The sequence below is a fragment of the Massilia solisilvae genome (assembly GCF_024753215.1).
Taxonomy (GTDB): domain Bacteria; phylum Pseudomonadota; class Gammaproteobacteria; order Burkholderiales; family Burkholderiaceae_D; genus Telluria; species Telluria solisilvae.
Genome location: NZ_JANUGV010000006.1, coordinates 74,924 through 89,570, shown reverse-complemented (window position 1 = coordinate 89,570; position 14,647 = coordinate 74,924). Strand labels below are relative to the sequence as shown.

The 14,647-nt window shown below is 65.7% G+C and carries 14 protein-coding genes; 9 read left to right on the top strand and 5 right to left on the bottom strand.

The window, feature by feature from the left end; genetic code table 11:
• Positions 1-32 precede the first annotated feature (32 nt).
• On the top strand, positions 33-2,384 hold the full coding sequence (locus NX773_RS18705) for a Tex family protein (protein WP_258857804.1): 2,352 nt from the start codon (positions 33-35) through the stop codon (positions 2,382-2,384).
• A gap of 31 nt (positions 2,385-2,415) precedes the next feature.
• Here NX773_RS18705 and NX773_RS18700 read toward each other — a convergent pair whose 3' ends face one another.
• Together NX773_RS18700 and NX773_RS18695 are read right to left on the bottom strand one after the other, a co-directional pair.
• Positions 2,416-3,303, bottom strand: coding sequence for a LysR family transcriptional regulator (locus tag NX773_RS18700; RefSeq protein WP_258857979.1), 888 nt, complete (start codon positions 3,301-3,303; stop codon positions 2,416-2,418).
• A 74-nt stretch (positions 3,304-3,377) separates the two neighbouring features.
• Positions 3,378-4,130 (bottom strand): SDR family oxidoreductase, encoded by a 753-nt coding sequence (locus NX773_RS18695; protein ID WP_258857803.1) that lies wholly within the window; start codon positions 4,128-4,130, stop codon positions 3,378-3,380.
• A 218-nt stretch (positions 4,131-4,348) separates the two neighbouring features.
• Between NX773_RS18695 and grxD the strand changes: the two genes are divergently transcribed.
• A complete protein-coding gene (grxD, locus tag NX773_RS18690; protein WP_258857802.1) occupies positions 4,349-4,666 on the top strand; it encodes a Grx4 family monothiol glutaredoxin in 318 nt (105 codons plus the stop codon).
• Positions 4,653-5,255, top strand: coding sequence for a UbiX family flavin prenyltransferase (locus NX773_RS18685; protein WP_258857801.1), 603 nt, complete (start codon positions 4,653-4,655; stop codon positions 5,253-5,255). Before grxD ends, NX773_RS18685 begins: the two co-directional genes overlap by 14 nt.
• A gap of 51 nt (positions 5,256-5,306) precedes the next feature.
• On the opposite strand, the gene NX773_RS18680 is transcribed toward NX773_RS18685, so the two are convergent.
• From NX773_RS18680 to NX773_RS18670, 3 genes are all read right to left on the bottom strand, one after another.
• Positions 5,307-5,483, bottom strand: coding sequence for a hypothetical protein (locus NX773_RS18680; RefSeq protein WP_258824338.1), 177 nt, complete (start codon positions 5,481-5,483; stop codon positions 5,307-5,309).
• Between the two features lie 127 nt (positions 5,484-5,610).
• The gene (locus NX773_RS18675; RefSeq protein WP_258824153.1) at positions 5,611-6,015 is read right to left on the bottom strand and encodes a hypothetical protein; all 405 of its coding nucleotides are present in this window, start codon (positions 6,013-6,015) and stop codon (positions 5,611-5,613) included.
• 280 nt (positions 6,016-6,295) lie between these two features.
• Positions 6,296-7,348, bottom strand: a complete 1,053-nt coding sequence (locus tag NX773_RS18670; protein WP_258857800.1) for an MBL fold metallo-hydrolase — start codon at positions 7,346-7,348, stop codon at positions 6,296-6,298.
• Positions 7,349-7,483: 135 nt separating this feature from the next.
• On the opposite strand from NX773_RS18670, the gene NX773_RS18665 reads away from it, so the two are divergent.
• The 6 genes from NX773_RS18665 to NX773_RS18640 all read left to right on the top strand — a co-directional run bounded on the left by NX773_RS18665 (position 7,484) and on the right by NX773_RS18640 (position 14,508).
• The gene (locus NX773_RS18665; protein WP_258857799.1) at positions 7,484-7,891 is read left to right on the top strand and encodes a MerR family transcriptional regulator; all 408 of its coding nucleotides are present in this window, start codon (positions 7,484-7,486) and stop codon (positions 7,889-7,891) included.
• A gap of 264 nt (positions 7,892-8,155) precedes the next feature.
• Positions 8,156-9,340, top strand: a complete 1,185-nt coding sequence (locus tag NX773_RS18660) for an isovaleryl-CoA dehydrogenase (protein WP_258857798.1) — start codon at positions 8,156-8,158, stop codon at positions 9,338-9,340.
• A gap of 198 nt (positions 9,341-9,538) precedes the next feature.
• A complete protein-coding gene (gene aceK / locus NX773_RS18655) occupies positions 9,539-11,362 on the top strand; it encodes a bifunctional isocitrate dehydrogenase kinase/phosphatase (RefSeq protein WP_258857797.1) in 1,824 nt (607 codons plus the stop codon).
• Positions 11,355-12,554, top strand: a complete 1,200-nt coding sequence (locus NX773_RS18650; RefSeq protein ID WP_258857796.1) for an acetyl-CoA C-acetyltransferase — start codon at positions 11,355-11,357, stop codon at positions 12,552-12,554. Before aceK ends, NX773_RS18650 begins: the two co-directional genes overlap by 8 nt.
• Before the next feature lie 138 nt (positions 12,555-12,692).
• Entirely contained in the window at positions 12,693-13,361 is a 669-nt protein-coding gene (locus NX773_RS18645) for an SDR family oxidoreductase (protein ID WP_258857795.1), read from the top strand.
• Between the two features lie 19 nt (positions 13,362-13,380).
• Positions 13,381-14,508, top strand: a complete 1,128-nt coding sequence (locus tag NX773_RS18640) for an acyl-CoA dehydrogenase family protein (RefSeq protein WP_258857794.1) — start codon at positions 13,381-13,383, stop codon at positions 14,506-14,508.
• Positions 14,509-14,647 lie beyond the last annotated feature (139 nt).

The window sequence follows — 14,647 nt, the reverse complement described above, 5'->3', positions numbered from 1 at the left end:
ATTGGCCGCTTGACTGACACCGTTTGGAACCAATGCTGCCATCCATCGAACAACGCCTTGCCCTTGAACTGTCCGCCAAGCCGGCCCAGGTTGCCGCCGCCGTCGCCCTGCTCGACGAAGGCGCGACCGTGCCGTTCATCGCCCGCTACCGCAAGGAAGCCACGGGCGGCCTGGACGACACCCAGCTGCGCCTGCTGGAAGAGCGCCTGCGCTACCTGCGCGAACTGGAAGAGCGGCGCGCGGCGATCATCGCCTCGATCACCGAACAGGGCAAGATGACGCCGGAGCTGCTCGACGCCGTCACCCACGCCGAAGACAAGACCCGCCTGGAAGACCTGTACCTGCCGTACAAGCAGAAGCGCCGCACCAAGGCCCAGATCGCGGTGGAAGCGGGCCTGGCGCCGCTGGCCGACGACCTGCTGGCCGACCCGACCCGCAATCCCGAAGAGGAAGCCGCCAAATTCCTGCGCGAGGCCTTCACCAACGCCGACGGCGTGGCCAACCCGGGCGTGCCGGACACCAAAGCCGCCCTGGACGGCGCGCGCCAGATCCTGATGGAGCGCTTCGCCGAAGACGCCACGCTGCTGCAGTCGCTGCGCGAGTACGTGCAGGAGCACGGCGTGGTCGAGTCCAGGGTCATCGAAGGCAAGCAGGACGAAGGCGAGAAGTTCGCCGACTACTTCGACTACTCGGAACCGCTGTCCACCGTGCCCTCGCACCGCGCGCTGGCGCTCATGCGCGGGCGGCGCGAGGGCGTGCTCGACGTGACGCTGCGCCTGGATTCCGAGCCCGAAAAACCGAAGTGGGACGCGCCGCACAACCCGTGCGAAAACCGCATCGCCGCGCAGTTCGGCATCAAGGGCATGGGCCGTCCGGCCGATAAATGGCTGCTCGACACCGCGCGCTGGACCTGGCGCGTGAAGAGCTTCATGCACCTGGAGACCGAACTGATGGGCGCCCTGCGCGAGCGCGCCGAGCTCGAGGCGATCCAGGTGTTCGCGCGCAACCTCAAGGACCTGCTGCTGGCCGCGCCCGCCGGCCCGCGCGCGACGATGGGCCTGGACCCGGGCCTGCGCACCGGCGTCAAGGTGGCGGTGGTGGACGCGACCGGCAAGGTGGTGGACACCGCGACCGTCTACCCGCACCAGCCGCGCAACGACTGGGAAGGCGCGCTGCACGTGCTCGGTCAGCTGGCGGAAAAGCACAAGGTCTCGCTGATCTCGATCGGCAACGGCACCGCCTCGCGCGAAACGGACAAGCTGGCGCAGGAACTGATCAAGCGCCGCCCCGAGCTCAAGCTCACCAAGATCGTCGTGTCCGAGGCCGGCGCGTCGGTGTATTCGGCCTCGGAATTCGCCTCGCGCGAGCTGCCCGAGCTGGACGTGTCGCTGCGCGGCGCGGTCTCGATCGCGCGCCGCCTGCAGGACCCGCTGGCCGAACTGGTGAAGATCGATCCCAAGTCGATCGGCGTGGGCCAGTACCAGCACGACGTGTCGCAGACCCAGCTGGCGCGCTCGCTCGACGCGGTGGTGGAGGACTGCGTGAACGCGGTGGGCGTGGACGTGAACACCGCCTCGGCGCCGCTCCTGGCGCGCGTGTCGGGCCTGTCGTCGTCGGTGGCGCAGAGCATCGTGTCGTATCGCGACATGAAGGGCGCGTTCACCTCGCGCGCGGCGCTCAAGAGCGTGCCGCGGCTGGGCGACAAGACCTTCGAGCAAGCGGCCGGCTTCCTGCGCATCATGAACGGCGAGAACCCGCTCGACGCCTCGGCGGTGCACCCGGAGTCGTACCCGGTGGTCGAGAAGATCCTGGCCGACATCAAGCGCGACATCAAGGGCGTGATCGGGGACGGCAAGCTGCTCAAGTCGCTCAATGCGTCGAAGTACGCGGACGAGAAATTCGGCGTGCCGACCGTGACCGACATCCTGAAGGAGCTGGAAAAGCCGGGCCGCGACCCGCGCCCCGAATTCACCACCGCCACCTTCAAGGAGGGCGTGGAAGAGATCTCGGACCTGAAGCCCGACATGATCCTGGAAGGCGTGGTGACCAACGTGGCCGCGTTCGGCGCGTTCGTGGACATTGGCGTGCACCAGGACGGGCTGGTGCACATTTCGGCGCTGTCCAACAGCTACGTGAAGGACCCGCACACGGTGGTGAAGGCGGGGCAGGTGGTCAAGGTGAAGGTGCTGGAAGTGGACGTGAAGCGCAAGCGCATCGCGCTGACCATGCGCCTGACCGACAGCGCGCCGCAGCCGGGCTCGCGGCCGGAGCAACGGGGCGACCGCAACGACGGCAAGCGGCTGGCGCATCACCAGCGCCAGCAGGAGCGTGCGGCCCCTGCGGGCGGCGCGATGGCCGCCGCGTTTGCGAAGCTGAAGAAGTAAGCCGATTGCGCCAGCCGCGGTCGGCTGGCCTTCAGCTATCGCGGAACAGCTGTACCAACCAGTCGGCGAACACGCGCACGCGCGCCGACAGCTGGCGCTGGCGCGGATACAGCACCGACACCGGGATCGGGGGCGGCGGCATATCGACCAGCACGGGACGCAGCAGGCCCGCGGCCAACTGGTCGGCAATGCGGTAGCGCGGTACCTGGACCAGCCCCAGGCCGGCGATCGCCGCGGCCGTGTAGGCTTCCGTGCCGGTGACGGACACCACACCCGGTGGCGTCGCCAGCTCGATGCCGGACCCGGTCACGAATTCAAACGGATAGGGCCGGCCGGTGGCGGTGGAGACGTAGTGGACCGCCCGATGCCGGGCCAGGTCGGCGAGCGTGGATGGCGTTCCGTGCCGGTCCAGGTAGGCTGGACTTGCGACGGTCAGTTGTTCCAGCTCGGCCGCCCGCCGCGCCACCATCGAGGAGTCCTGCAGCTGGCCGACGCGCAGCACACAGTCCACGCCTTCGCGCACCAGGTCCACCAGGCGGTCGTCCTCGCCCACATGCAGCTGGAGACGTGGATAGCGTGCCAGGAACGCCGGCAGGGCGGGAAACACGAAGTGGCGCGCCAGCGTGGGCTGCAGGTTCACGCGCAGCAGGCCGGCAGGTTCCGCTCCGCGGAACGCGCCCTCGGCTTCATCCAGGTCGGCCAGCAGGCGCACGCACCGCTCGTAATATGCGGCGCCGTCCTGCGTGGGCGCGACAGCGCGGGTGGTGCGGTCGAGCAGGCGGGTGCCGAGCCGGCTCTCGAGGCGCTTGATGGCATTGGTGGTGGTGGCGCGCGGAATCATGAGCTCTTCGGCCGCTTGGGTGAAGCTGCGGCGCGCGACGATGCGCACGAAAATCTGCATCTCGTGAAACCGGTCCATCTGCGTCATCGCCACCCCCTGCCCGGCATTATACGGCCGTGTGGTGCAGCCCCACGGCCGTGGCTGGGAATGGCTCAGACGGCCCCGCCGTTCGCGCGCAGCACCTGCCCGTTGACCCAGCCGCCATCCGGGCCGGCGAGGAAGGCGACCACGCCGGCGATGTCCTGCGGCTGGCCGAGGCGTTCCAGCGGCGCCATCCTGGCAAACTGCTCTATCTGCTGCGCCGACTTCCCGTTCAGGAACAGCTCGGTCGCGACCGGGCCCGGCGCCACCGCATTGCAGGTGATGCCGCGGCCACGCAGTTCTTTGGCGAACACGCGCGTCATGGCTTCGACCGCTGCCTTGGTGCCGACGTACACGCCGTAGGTGGGCGGCGCGGCGTGCAGCACGCTGGTCGAGAAATTGATGATGCGCCCTGCATCGTTCAGGCGGGTCGCCGACTCGCGCATCGTATTGAACGTTCCCTGCACGTTGATCGCGAAGGTGCGGGCAAACACCTCGTCGCTGGTGGCCGCGATGCTCACGTAGGGCAGCACGCCGGCATTGTTCACCAGGACATCGATCCGGCCCAGTTCCGCTTCGACCAGGTCGAACATGCGCCTGACGTCCCGGGGGGCGGCCACGTCCGCCCGCACGGCGAGCGCGCGGCCGCCGGCCTGCCCGATCGCCGCCACGACCGCTTCGGCCTCGGCCGCGTTGCTGGCGTAGTTGACCCCTATCGCATAGCCATCGGCGGCCAGACGGCGCGCGACAGCCGCGCCGATTCCCCGCGATGCGCCGGTCACCAGGGCGACGCGGCCGGGCTGAGTATTGTGTTCGGTGTTCATGTTGACCTCCTTGGTTGACGATGAGGCCATGATGATTGATATCGGCAGAAAGATAATCTCTTCCATGCTGACTTCACAATTCCACTTTCAATAACAATCAAGCGACACCGTAGCCACGCTGCCTGTGTGGGCTTCCCGCCACTAGCCAACCGGGGCGGCGGTTTTCTTATAAAATGACGCCATTCAAATACATTTTTTACCCGAAGGCAGATCACACCATGAGCGACGTTCAAACCTGGATCAAAGAAACCGTGACCAACACGCCGGTCGTGCTGTTCATGAAGGGCACCGCCCAGTTCCCGCAATGTGGCTTTTCCGGCCGTGCAATCCAGATCCTGAAGGCCTGCGGCGTCGAGAACATCGCCACCGTCAACGTGCTGGAAGACGCGGAAGTGCGCCAGGGCATCAAGGAATTCTCGAACTGGCCGACCATCCCGCAGCTGTACGTCAACGGCGAATTCATCGGCGGCTCGGACATCATGAACGAGATGTACGAATCGGGCGAGCTGCAAGCTCTGCTCAATGGCGGCAAGTAAGGACAAGCCGCGGCGGCTGGTCGTCGCCATCACCGGCGCCACCGGCGCCATCTACGGCGTGCGGCTGCTCCAGCAGCTGGGCGCCACTCCCGGCGTCGAGACCCATCTGGTGGTCTCGGATGCCGCCTCCCTCACCCTGCACCAGGAAGCCGGCATGCAGCGCCGCGACGTGGAAGCGCTGGCGCACGTGGTGCATCGCAACCGTGACGTGGGCGCCTCGATCGCCAGCGGCTCGTTCCAGACCGACGGCATGGTGATTGCCCCCTGCTCGATGAAGACGCTGGCGTCGGTGGCCCATGCCTTGTCCGACAACCTGATCGCGCGCGCGGCCGACGTGACGCTCAAGGAGCGCCGCCGGCTGGTGCTGATGGTCAGGGAAACGCCGTTCAATCTCGCGCATCTGCGCAACATGACGGCCGTGACGGAGATGGGCGGGATCGTGTTCCCGCCGCTGCCAAGCTTCTACCACAAGCCGGCGAGCATCGACGAGATGGTGGACCACACGGTCGCGCGCGTGATCGACCTGTTCGGGATCGAGCACGCCCTCGCGCCGCGCTGGGCAGGCATGAAGGACGTCAGCGGGAACTGAGCCCGCCCGCCGCATCGACAGCAAGATTCCCGCTGACAGCGGGAGGCAGGACTAGCGCTTGTCGGACAGCACGTCGCCGATCGCGCGCTTCAGATCGCGCGCTTCCTCCAGCATGCGCCGCTGCTCGATCCGTTTTCGCATCACTTCGGCATGGCGCGCCGCCGACATCGGCGGTGCAGTCATCAGGTCCTTGAGCTGGGCGGTGTTGCTGTAGTTACTTTTCATCATGCGGCTGCCCTCGATGCTGTTCAGTTACAAGGTGGCGTACTGCCGTTGCCGCGTAGATTATGAGGCACTCCGCCCGTTTTGTGCTGCCTTAGCGAAATAAATTTTCAATAAAGGCAAGGCACAAGCACTACTTCTGGTGGTTCATCCGCACCAGCATCCGAATGAACTCGCGCGCCAGTTGGCGGTGGTGCTCGTCCAGGCGCTGCAGGTCGGCAATCAGCTTGACGTCGGCCGACTCGAAGCGCGCGCTGGCGTTGCCGCCATCACCATTGGCAGCGCCGGCGTCGCCGCCGAAACGCAGCCAGTCGGCCGGCACGCCCAGCCACTGGGCGATCATGCGCAGCTTTTCCTGGGTCGGGATGGCCTCGCCGACCAGCCACTTGCGCGCGGCGTGCACGGTGATCGGTCGGCCTTCGAAACGAATGTTAAATTCGCGGGCGAGGCGGGTGGGACTGTCGGGGGAGTAATGGGCGTTTTTCAGGGCCTGCTGCAGGCGTTCGCTGAAGCCTTCCCGTTCGTTTGTTGAATTCATGAGTGCACTATTTCACGCCGGGACCTGAAAGTCAGTCTCTCCTTGGAAGAGACTAACTGCATCCTCGGCACGATCTTCAAGTAACAAAAATGTGGAGATTGAAGAGATTTTCCAGCCAGATCGAACAATACAGGAAAACGGCCGGCTTAGCATGAACCACTGCGAAAACGTGGGTACGGGAAAACTAAATTGCCTGATGGCGGGAGCTTGCCCGTCGAAGCGGTGGAGAGATTCTCACGGCGCCACGCGCGGCGGCGCCATAAGAGGTGAGAATCTTGGCTCAGGACAATGCAAAGCGAATAACGCCGTCGGGACCGGTTAGCCGCCGTAACTTACCGTCTTTCCACAATTTATGCAGATGAGCCAGCGCTTCGCCGAGGGCGAAACTGAGCTGGTGGGCGTCGAGCTGGCGCCGGAACATGATGGGCACAATGTCAACTGCCGAGCGCGCCTCGTTGCACGCAACCAACACTTCGGCCAGGCGCGCCTCGTGGTGCGCACGCAGTTGGGCAATGCGCGTGTGCAAGCCTCGGAACGGGCGGCCGTGCGAAGGCAGCACCAGCGTGTCTTCCGGCAGGCCGGCGAACTTGCCGAGGGAATCGAGGTAGAGCTGGAGCGGGTTGCCTTCGGGCTCGACGGCGAACACCGACACATTGGTCGAGATGCGCGGCAGCACCATGTCGCCCGACACCAGCAACCGCAGCGCATCGCAATACAGGGCCGCGTGTTCCGGCGAATGGCCAAAGCCGGTGATGACGCGCCAGTCGTGCTGGCCGATGCGCACCACCTGGCCGTCCTGCAGGCGGGTGTAGGACGCGGGTACGGACGGCACCAGCGACGGATAGTAGTTGTGGCGGCTCTTCATCTTCTCGAGCATCTCCGGGTCGGCCAGCCCGTGCCGCTGGAAGTGCGGCACGGCCGAGGGACCATCGACGCCGGGCAAGCCGGCCGCCATCATGCGCGCGAACGCGAACTCGCCGGCCGTGGCCCAGAACGGCGCCGCAAAGCGCGCGCACAGCCAGCCCGACAGGCCGACGTGGTCCGGGTGGCAGTGCGTGGCCAGCACGCGCAGCAGCGGCAGGCCGGCCATCGGCCCGGCGAACAACTGCTCCCATGCGTTGCGGGTGGCGTCGGTCGCCACGCCGCAGTCCACCAGCGCAAAGCCATCGTGGCCGTCGGCCTGGTCGTCCAGCAGCCACAGGTTGATATGGTCGAGCGCGAACGGCAGCGGCATGCGCAGCCAGCGCACGCCGGGCGCGATGTCGTGCAGGCTGCCGGGTGCGGGCAGGACGTCGCCAAACGGGTAGGCGAGCTGGGACTCGAGTGGATTCATGCGGAAAAGACCTTCGTATTCGGGCGGGTGGCGCGCTACAATGCGCTTGACGTTGACGTAAACGGAAAAGGGATCGGGTCTCTTGATTCTAAGCGATTTACGTCCCTTGCCTCTCCCTTTACCGCGGTAGACCTCATGGCCACTTACAGCATCGCCGAACTGGCGCGCGAATTCGACATTACGGCGCGCGCGATCCGGTTTTACGAAGACCAGGGATTGCTCAGCCCCATGCGCGAGGGCCAGGGCGGGCGCAACCGCGTGTACACGGCGCGCGACCGCACCCGCCTGAAGCTGACGCTGCGCGGCAAGCGGCTCGGCCTGACGCTCTCGGAAATCAAGAGCATCATGGACATGTACGAGTCGCCCAAGGACACGGTGGCGCAGATCAACCGCTTCCTCGGCGTGCTGGCCAAGCAGCGCGAGACGCTGGAGCAGCAGCGCGCCGACATCGAGGTGGCGCTGGCCGAGATCACCGCGCACGAAGAGGAATGCCGGCGCCTGCTGGCCGAGAGTGCGCAGGGCAGCGCCAGCAAGGCGGCTTAATAACTTACCCTGACCCAAAAACCGTCGTCCCCGCGCAGGCGGGGACCCATGCTGAAGCGGCTCCGCCAGCGGCGTCGATCCGGCCGAGACGACGCGACCTGTCCATGGGTCCCCGCCTCCGCGGGGACGACGTGCGAGGGCTGACAATGCTTTTTGCTGCGCTACCGCAGCCCGCCCTCTGCTTTACGTTTACGTAAACGTCAGCACTGCGGTATCATGCCCTTTCTGGCAATTCCGCCACCCCCACACCGTGAGGACGACGACATGCTGCATCTTCCTGGCTTGACCTTTGACCATGGCGAGGACATCGCCGCGCTGCGCGAGGCAGTGCAACAGTTCGCCGAGGCGGAAATCGCACCGCGCGCCGCCGAGATCGACCGCACCGACCAGTTCCCGATGGACCTGTGGAAGAAGATGGGCGAGCTTGGCCTGCTGGGCATCACGGTGGGCGAGGAATACGGCGGCAGCGCCATGGGCTACCTGGCCCACATCGTCGCAATGGAAGAAATTTCGCGCGCGTCGGCGTCGGTTGGCCTGTCGTACGGGGCCCACTCGAACCTGTGCGTCAACCAGATCAAGCGCAACGGCAACGAAGAGCAAAAGCGCAAGTACCTGCCCAAGCTGATCTCGGGCGAGCATGTGGGCGCGCTGGCCATGTCCGAGCCGAACGCTGGCTCGGACGTGGTGAGCATGAAGCTGCGCGCCGACCTCAAGGGCGACCGTTACGTGCTGAACGGCACCAAGATGTGGATCACCAACGGCCCGGACGCCGACACCCTGGTGGTGTACGCCAAAACCGACCTCGAGGCCGGCCCGCGCGGCATGACCGCGTTCCTGATCGAGAAGGGCTTCAAGGGCTTTTCGATCGCGCAGAAGCTCGACAAGCTGGGCATGCGCGGCTCGCACACGGGCGAGCTGGTGTTCCAGGACTGCGAAGTGCCGGTCGAGAACGTGCTGGGCGGCGTGGGCAAGGGCGTGAACGTGCTGATGTCGGGCCTGGACTTCGAGCGCACCGTGCTGTCGGGCGGCCCGCTGGGGATCATGAGCGCCTGCATGGACGTGGTGGTGCCGTACATCCACGAGCGCAAGCAGTTCGGCCAGGCGATCGGCGAGTTCCAGCTCATGCAGGGCAAGATCGCCGACATGTATTCGACCATGATGGCCTGCCGCGCCTACGTGTACGCGGTGGGCCAGGCCTGCGACCGTGCCACGAGCCCGGAGCAGGTGCGCGCGCTGCGCAAGGACGCCGCCGGCGCCATCCTGTACAGCGCCGAGAAGGCGACCTGGATGGCCGGCGAAGCGATCCAGACGCTGGGCGGCAATGGCTATATCAACGAGTATCCGGTCGGTCGTCTCTGGCGCGATGCGAAGCTCTACGAAATCGGCGCAGGCACCAGCGAGATCCGCCGCATGCTGATTGGCCGCGAGCTGTTTGGCGAGACGATGTAAGCAGGGCGTTAGCGGCGCCTTCTACCATCAGCCCAAAGACCGTCATCCCGGCGCAGGCCGGGATCCATGCTGAGTTTGCAGCAATGCCAGCGTTACTGACTTCGGCACCTCAGCATGGGTTCCGGCTTTCGCCGGAACGACGGTGCAAGCGATAGCGATGAAATAGAATGTCCGCTCACCCCGCGCGCGAGACGAACGATGACTAAAGTTCCGTTCCCGAAACTGCTATCGTCCCAGATAGCATTCGACATCGCGCGCGCCATCCTCGACGGCTTCGACAAGCACTACCGCCTGTTCCGCCACGCCAGCAAGACCGCCAAGCGCTATTTCGAAATCGGCGCCTGGCCCACCGCCCAGCAGGCCGCGCGCGAGCGCATCGGCTATTACGACCGCCGCGTGCAGGAATGCGTCCACGCCCTCGAGGATGAATACGCGCCCGAGGAACTGACCGACGCGGTCTGGCGCGAGGTCAAGCTGCATTACATCGGCCTGCTGTCGCACCACAAGCAGCCGGAACTTGCCGAGACCTTCTTCAATTCGGTCAGCTGCCAGATCCTGCACCGCGAATACTTCAACAACGACCACCTGTTCGTGCGGCCGACGGTCTCGACCGAGTACCTCGAGACCGAGGAACTGCAGCCGACCTACCGCGTCTATTACCCGGCCGCGGACGGCCTGCGCTTTGCGCTCAAGCGCATCGTGACCAACTTCCAGCTCGACGCGCAATTTGCCAACCTGGGCCGCGACATCGAGCTGGTCGAAGCGCGCATGGCCGCCCAGTTCGGCCTGGAAAAGCGCGAGGCCAACCAGCAGCTGCAGGTGCTGTCCAGCCTGTTCTTCCGCAACAAGGGCGCCTACATCGTCGGCAAGGCCATCAACGGGCCGCAGGTGTACCCGTTCGTGATCCCGGTCCTGCACAACCGCCGCGGCCAGCTGGTGCTCGACACCGTGATCACGGACCAGGAAACGATCACGATCCTGTTCTCGTTCACGCGCGCCTACTTCCTCGTGGATATGGAAGTGCCCTCGGCCTACGTGCAGTTCCTGAGGAGCCTGATGCCAAGGAAGCCGCGCAGCGAGATCTACACCATCCTCGGCCTGCAAAAACAAGGCAAGACGCTGTTTTACCGCGACTTTTTGCAGCACCTGAAGCACAGCTCCGACGATTTCGGCATCGCGCCCGGCATTCCGGGGCTGGTGATGCTGGTGTTCGAGCTGCCGTCCTTCCCCTACGTGTTCAAGGTGATCAAGGACTTCTACCCGCCGCCCAAGGAAACGACGCGCGCCCAGATCAAGGAGAAGTACCTGCTGGTCAAGCACCACGACCGCGTGGGCCGCATGGCCGACACGCTGGAATACTCGAACGTGGCGTTCCCGCTGGCGCGCTTTTCCGAGGAGCTGCTGGCCCAGCTGCAGCGCGACTGCCCGTCGCAGGTGGACATCGAGGGCGAGCGCATCATCATCCGGCACCTGTACATCGAGCGCCGCATGGTGCCGCTCAACATTTTCCTGACGCGCGCCGAGCAAAGCGGCAACGACGAGCTGGTCGAGCACGCGATCGTCGAATACGGCAATGCGATCAAGGACCTGGTCGCGGCCAACATCTTCCCCGGCGACATGCTGTACAAGAACTTCGGCGTCACGCGCCACGGCCGGGTGGTGTTCTACGACTACGACGAGATCGAGTACCTGACCGATTGCCAGTTCCGCGACATTCCGCAGGCGATGAACGAAGAAGATGAAATGTCGGCCGAAGTCTGGTACCCGGTTGGCAAGCACGACGTGTTCCCAGAGCAATTTGAGAGCTTCCTGCTCGGGAATGCGAAAATACGGCATTATTTCTTGAAGCACCACGCGGACTTGTTGACCCGCGCGTACTGGCAGTCACACAAGGAGCGGATACTCGCAGGCGTCGTCGAAGACGTCTTCCCGTACCCGCAGCAGATCCGTTTCAGTAACCAGGCGGCCGCCATCCCGGCGGTCTATTCGCCGTCCTATTTGGAGAACCTACACAATGAATGATCCGATCGTTATCGTTGGCGCCGCCCGTACCCCGATGGGCGCGTTCCAGGGCGATTTTTCGTCGAAGACTGCAAGCGATCTCGGCGCGGTGGCGATCAAGGCCGCGGTGGAGCGCGCCGGCGTCAAGCCGGAATCGGTCGAGCACGTCTATTTCGGCAACTGCCTGATGGCTGGCCAGGGCCAGGCCCCGGCACGCCAGGCGCTGATCAAGGCCGGCCTGCCGCTGTCCACCGGCGCGGTGACCCTGTCCAAGATGTGCGGCTCGGCAATGCAGGCCGCCATTTTCGCGCATGACCAGCTGGTGGCCGGCAGCGCCGACATCGTGGTGGCCGGCGGCATGGAGTCAATGACCAACGCGCCCTACCTGATCCCGAAGGCACGCGGCGGCTACCGCATCGGCCACGGCATGATGTTCGACCACATGATGCTCGACGGCCTGGAAGACGCCTACAGCAAGGACGAGAAGACCGGCGGCGGCCGCTCGATGGGCACCTTTGCCGAAGAGTGCGTGGCCAAGTACCAGTTCACCCGCGAAGACCAGGACAACTTCGCGATCGCGTCGGTGACGCGCGCGCAGGAAGCGACCAAAGAGGGCTACTTCAAGTGGGAAGTGGCGCCGGTGACGGTGTCCTCGCGCGCAGGCGACGTGGTGGTGGACAAGGACGAAGGCCCGCTCAAGGCCAAGCTCGACAAAATCCCGGCGCTGAAACCCGCGTTCAAGAAGGACGGCACCGTGACCGCCGCGTCGAGCTCGTCGATCAACGACGGCGCCGCAGCGCTGGTGATGATGCGCGAATCGAAGGCCAAGGAACTGGGCCTGGCGCCGATCGCCCGCGTGCTCGGCCACGCCACGTACGCGCAGGAGCCGAACTGGTTCACCACCGCGCCGATCGGCGCGATGCAGAAGTTGTTCAAGAAGACCGGCTGGACCGCGGCCGACGTGGACCTGTTCGAGATCAACGAGGCGTTTGCCGCCGTGCCGATGGCGGCGATGCGCGACCTCGACATCCCGCACAGCAAGGTGAACGTGCACGGCGGCGCCTGCGCGCTGGGCCACCCGATCGGCGCCTCGGGCGCGCGCATCATCGTCACCCTGCTGGGCGCGCTCAAGCGCACCGGCGGCAAGCGCGGCGTGGCATCGCTGTGCATCGGCGGTGGTGAAGCGACCGCGATGGCGATCGAGATGGTGTAACGACCACTCCTTTCGCACCGTCGTCCCGGCGCACGCCGGGACCCATAGACCGGGTGAGCTGCCGCGCTCCCAGCAGCGGCCACGCCCGCTCGGCATGGGTTCCGGCTTGCGCCGGAACGACGGTCGATGGAGGCACTTATGCCCACAGCACTCATCCTCGGCGCGTCGCGTGGCATCGGCTTCGAGCTGGCGCGCCAGTACAGGCAGGACGGCTGGCGCGTGATCGCGACCGCACGCAAGACCGAAGACATCGACAAGCTCGCCCGGCTCGGCGCCGAGGCGCACCAGCTGGACGTGACCAGTGCCGACTCGATCGCCGGCATGGGCTGGAGGCTGGACGACGAAAAGATCGACGCCGCCTGGCTGGTGGCCGGCGTCTACGGCCCGCGCCACGACGGCTTTCCGACGCAGCAGGAATTCGACGAGGTCATGCACACCAACGTGCTCGCCGCGATGCGCCTGATCCCGATCGTCGGGCCGCTGGTGGCCGCCACGCGCGGCAAGCTGGCCGTCATTTCCTCGAACATGGCCTCGCTCGGCCACCGCAGCCAGGCCGGCGCGACGCTGTACCGCGCCAGCAAGGCCGCGCTCAATTCGGTGCTGGTCGATGCCGCCCTGACCTACGGGCCGCAAGGCGCAACCTGCGTGTCGTTCCACCCGGGCTGGGTGCAAACCGACATGGGCAGCAAGAACGCGCCGATGCCGGTTGCCACCAGCGTATCCAACCTGCGCGCCACGCTGGCGCGGCTGGACACGTCGGCCAACGGCAGCTTCCTCAACCACGACGGCAAACCTTTGCAGTGGTAGTCTTTTTTTACGAAACCATATGATCCTGACCGAAGAACACCAGATGATCCGCGACGCCCTGCGCGCCTTTGCGCAGGAGCGCCTGGCCCCCAACGCCGCCCGCTGGGACCGTGAGCATTACTTTCCCAAATCCGAACTGAAGGAGCTCGCGCAGCTCGGCGCGTTCGGCGTGGCGGTGCCCGAAGAATACGGCGGCGCGGGCCTGGACTACGTGTCGCTGGCGCTGGTGCTGGAAGAGATCGCGGCCGGCGACGGCGGCACCTCGACCATCATCTCGGTCAACAACTGCCCGGTGTGCTCGATCGCGATGATGTACGCGAACGAGGAACAGAAGCAGCGCTGGCTGGTGCCGCTGGCACAAGGCGAGCTGCTGGGCGCATTCGCGCTGACCGAGCCGCACACCGGCAGCGACGCGTCCGCGCTGCGCACGACCGCCGTGCGCGACGGGAACGAATACGTCCTGAACGGCACCAAGCAGTTCATCACGAGCGGCAAGAACGGCGACGTGGCGATCGTCATGGCAGTCACCGACAAGGCGGCCGGCAAGAAGGGCATCAGCGCATTCTGGGTGCCGACCAGCACGCCGGGGTACATCGTGGCCGGCATCGAGCAGAAGATGGGCCAGCACTCGTCGGACACGGCGCAGATCGTGTTCGAGAACTGCCGCATCCCGGCCGAGAACCTGATCGGCGAAGAAGGCATGGGCTACAAGATCGCGCTGTCCGGCCTGGAGGGCGGGCGCATCGGCATCGCCTCGCAATCGGTGGGCATGGCGCGCGCCGCGTTCGAAGCGGCGCTGGCCTATGCGAAGGAGCGCGAGAGCTTCGGCAAGCCGCTGTTCGAGCACCAGGCGGTGCAGTTCCGCCTGTCCGAGATGGCGATGCAGGTCGAGGCCGCGCGCCAGCTGATCCTGCATGCGGCATCGATGAAGGACGCCGGCCTGCCCTGCCTGAAGGAAGCCGCGATGGCCAAGCTGTTCGCGTCCGAAATGGCCGAGCGCGTGGTGTCGAACGCGATGCAGGTGTTCGGCGGCTACGGCTACGTGGCCGATTTCCCGATCGAGCGCATCTACCGCGACGTGCGCGTGTGCCAGATCTACGAAGGCACCAGCGACATTCAGAAGATCCTGATCGCGCGGGCGCTGTAAGCCGCCAGCGAAGGAGCGTAGGGTGGGCGGGTTTCCCGCCCACGCGTTCAGGCCCAGCGTGCACTGTTTGAACGCGTGGGCAGCGAAGCTGCCCACCCTACCTTTTCCCAAAAAAGTGGGGAGCCCGCAGGCTCCCCGT

Bases quoted from the DNA above. Each gene is read 5' to 3' on its own strand.
- NX773_RS18705 (WP_258857804.1), top strand. From the start codon at position 33: ATGCTGCCATCCATCGAACAACGCCTTGCCCTTGAACTGTCCGCCAAG.
- NX773_RS18700 (WP_258857979.1), bottom strand. From the start codon at position 3,303: ATGGACCGGTTTCACGAGATGCAGATTTTCGTGCGCATCGTCGCGCGC.
- NX773_RS18695 (WP_258857803.1), bottom strand. From the start codon at position 4,130: ATGAACACCGAACACAATACTCAGCCCGGCCGCGTCGCCCTGGTGACC.
- grxD (WP_258857802.1), top strand. From the start codon at position 4,349: ATGAGCGACGTTCAAACCTGGATCAAAGAAACCGTGACCAACACGCCG.
- NX773_RS18685 (WP_258857801.1), top strand. From the start codon at position 4,653: ATGGCGGCAAGTAAGGACAAGCCGCGGCGGCTGGTCGTCGCCATCACC.
- NX773_RS18680 (WP_258824338.1), bottom strand. From the start codon at position 5,483: ATGATGAAAAGTAACTACAGCAACACCGCCCAGCTCAAGGACCTGATG.
- NX773_RS18675 (WP_258824153.1), bottom strand. From the start codon at position 6,015: ATGAATTCAACAAACGAACGGGAAGGCTTCAGCGAACGCCTGCAGCAG.
- NX773_RS18670 (WP_258857800.1), bottom strand. From the start codon at position 7,348: ATGAATCCACTCGAGTCCCAGCTCGCCTACCCGTTTGGCGACGTCCTG.
- NX773_RS18665 (WP_258857799.1), top strand. From the start codon at position 7,484: ATGGCCACTTACAGCATCGCCGAACTGGCGCGCGAATTCGACATTACG.
- NX773_RS18660 (WP_258857798.1), top strand. From the start codon at position 8,156: ATGCTGCATCTTCCTGGCTTGACCTTTGACCATGGCGAGGACATCGCC.
- aceK (WP_258857797.1), top strand. From the start codon at position 9,539: ATGACTAAAGTTCCGTTCCCGAAACTGCTATCGTCCCAGATAGCATTC.
- NX773_RS18650 (WP_258857796.1), top strand. From the start codon at position 11,355: ATGAATGATCCGATCGTTATCGTTGGCGCCGCCCGTACCCCGATGGGC.
- NX773_RS18645 (WP_258857795.1), top strand. From the start codon at position 12,693: ATGCCCACAGCACTCATCCTCGGCGCGTCGCGTGGCATCGGCTTCGAG.
- NX773_RS18640 (WP_258857794.1), top strand. From the start codon at position 13,381: ATGATCCTGACCGAAGAACACCAGATGATCCGCGACGCCCTGCGCGCC.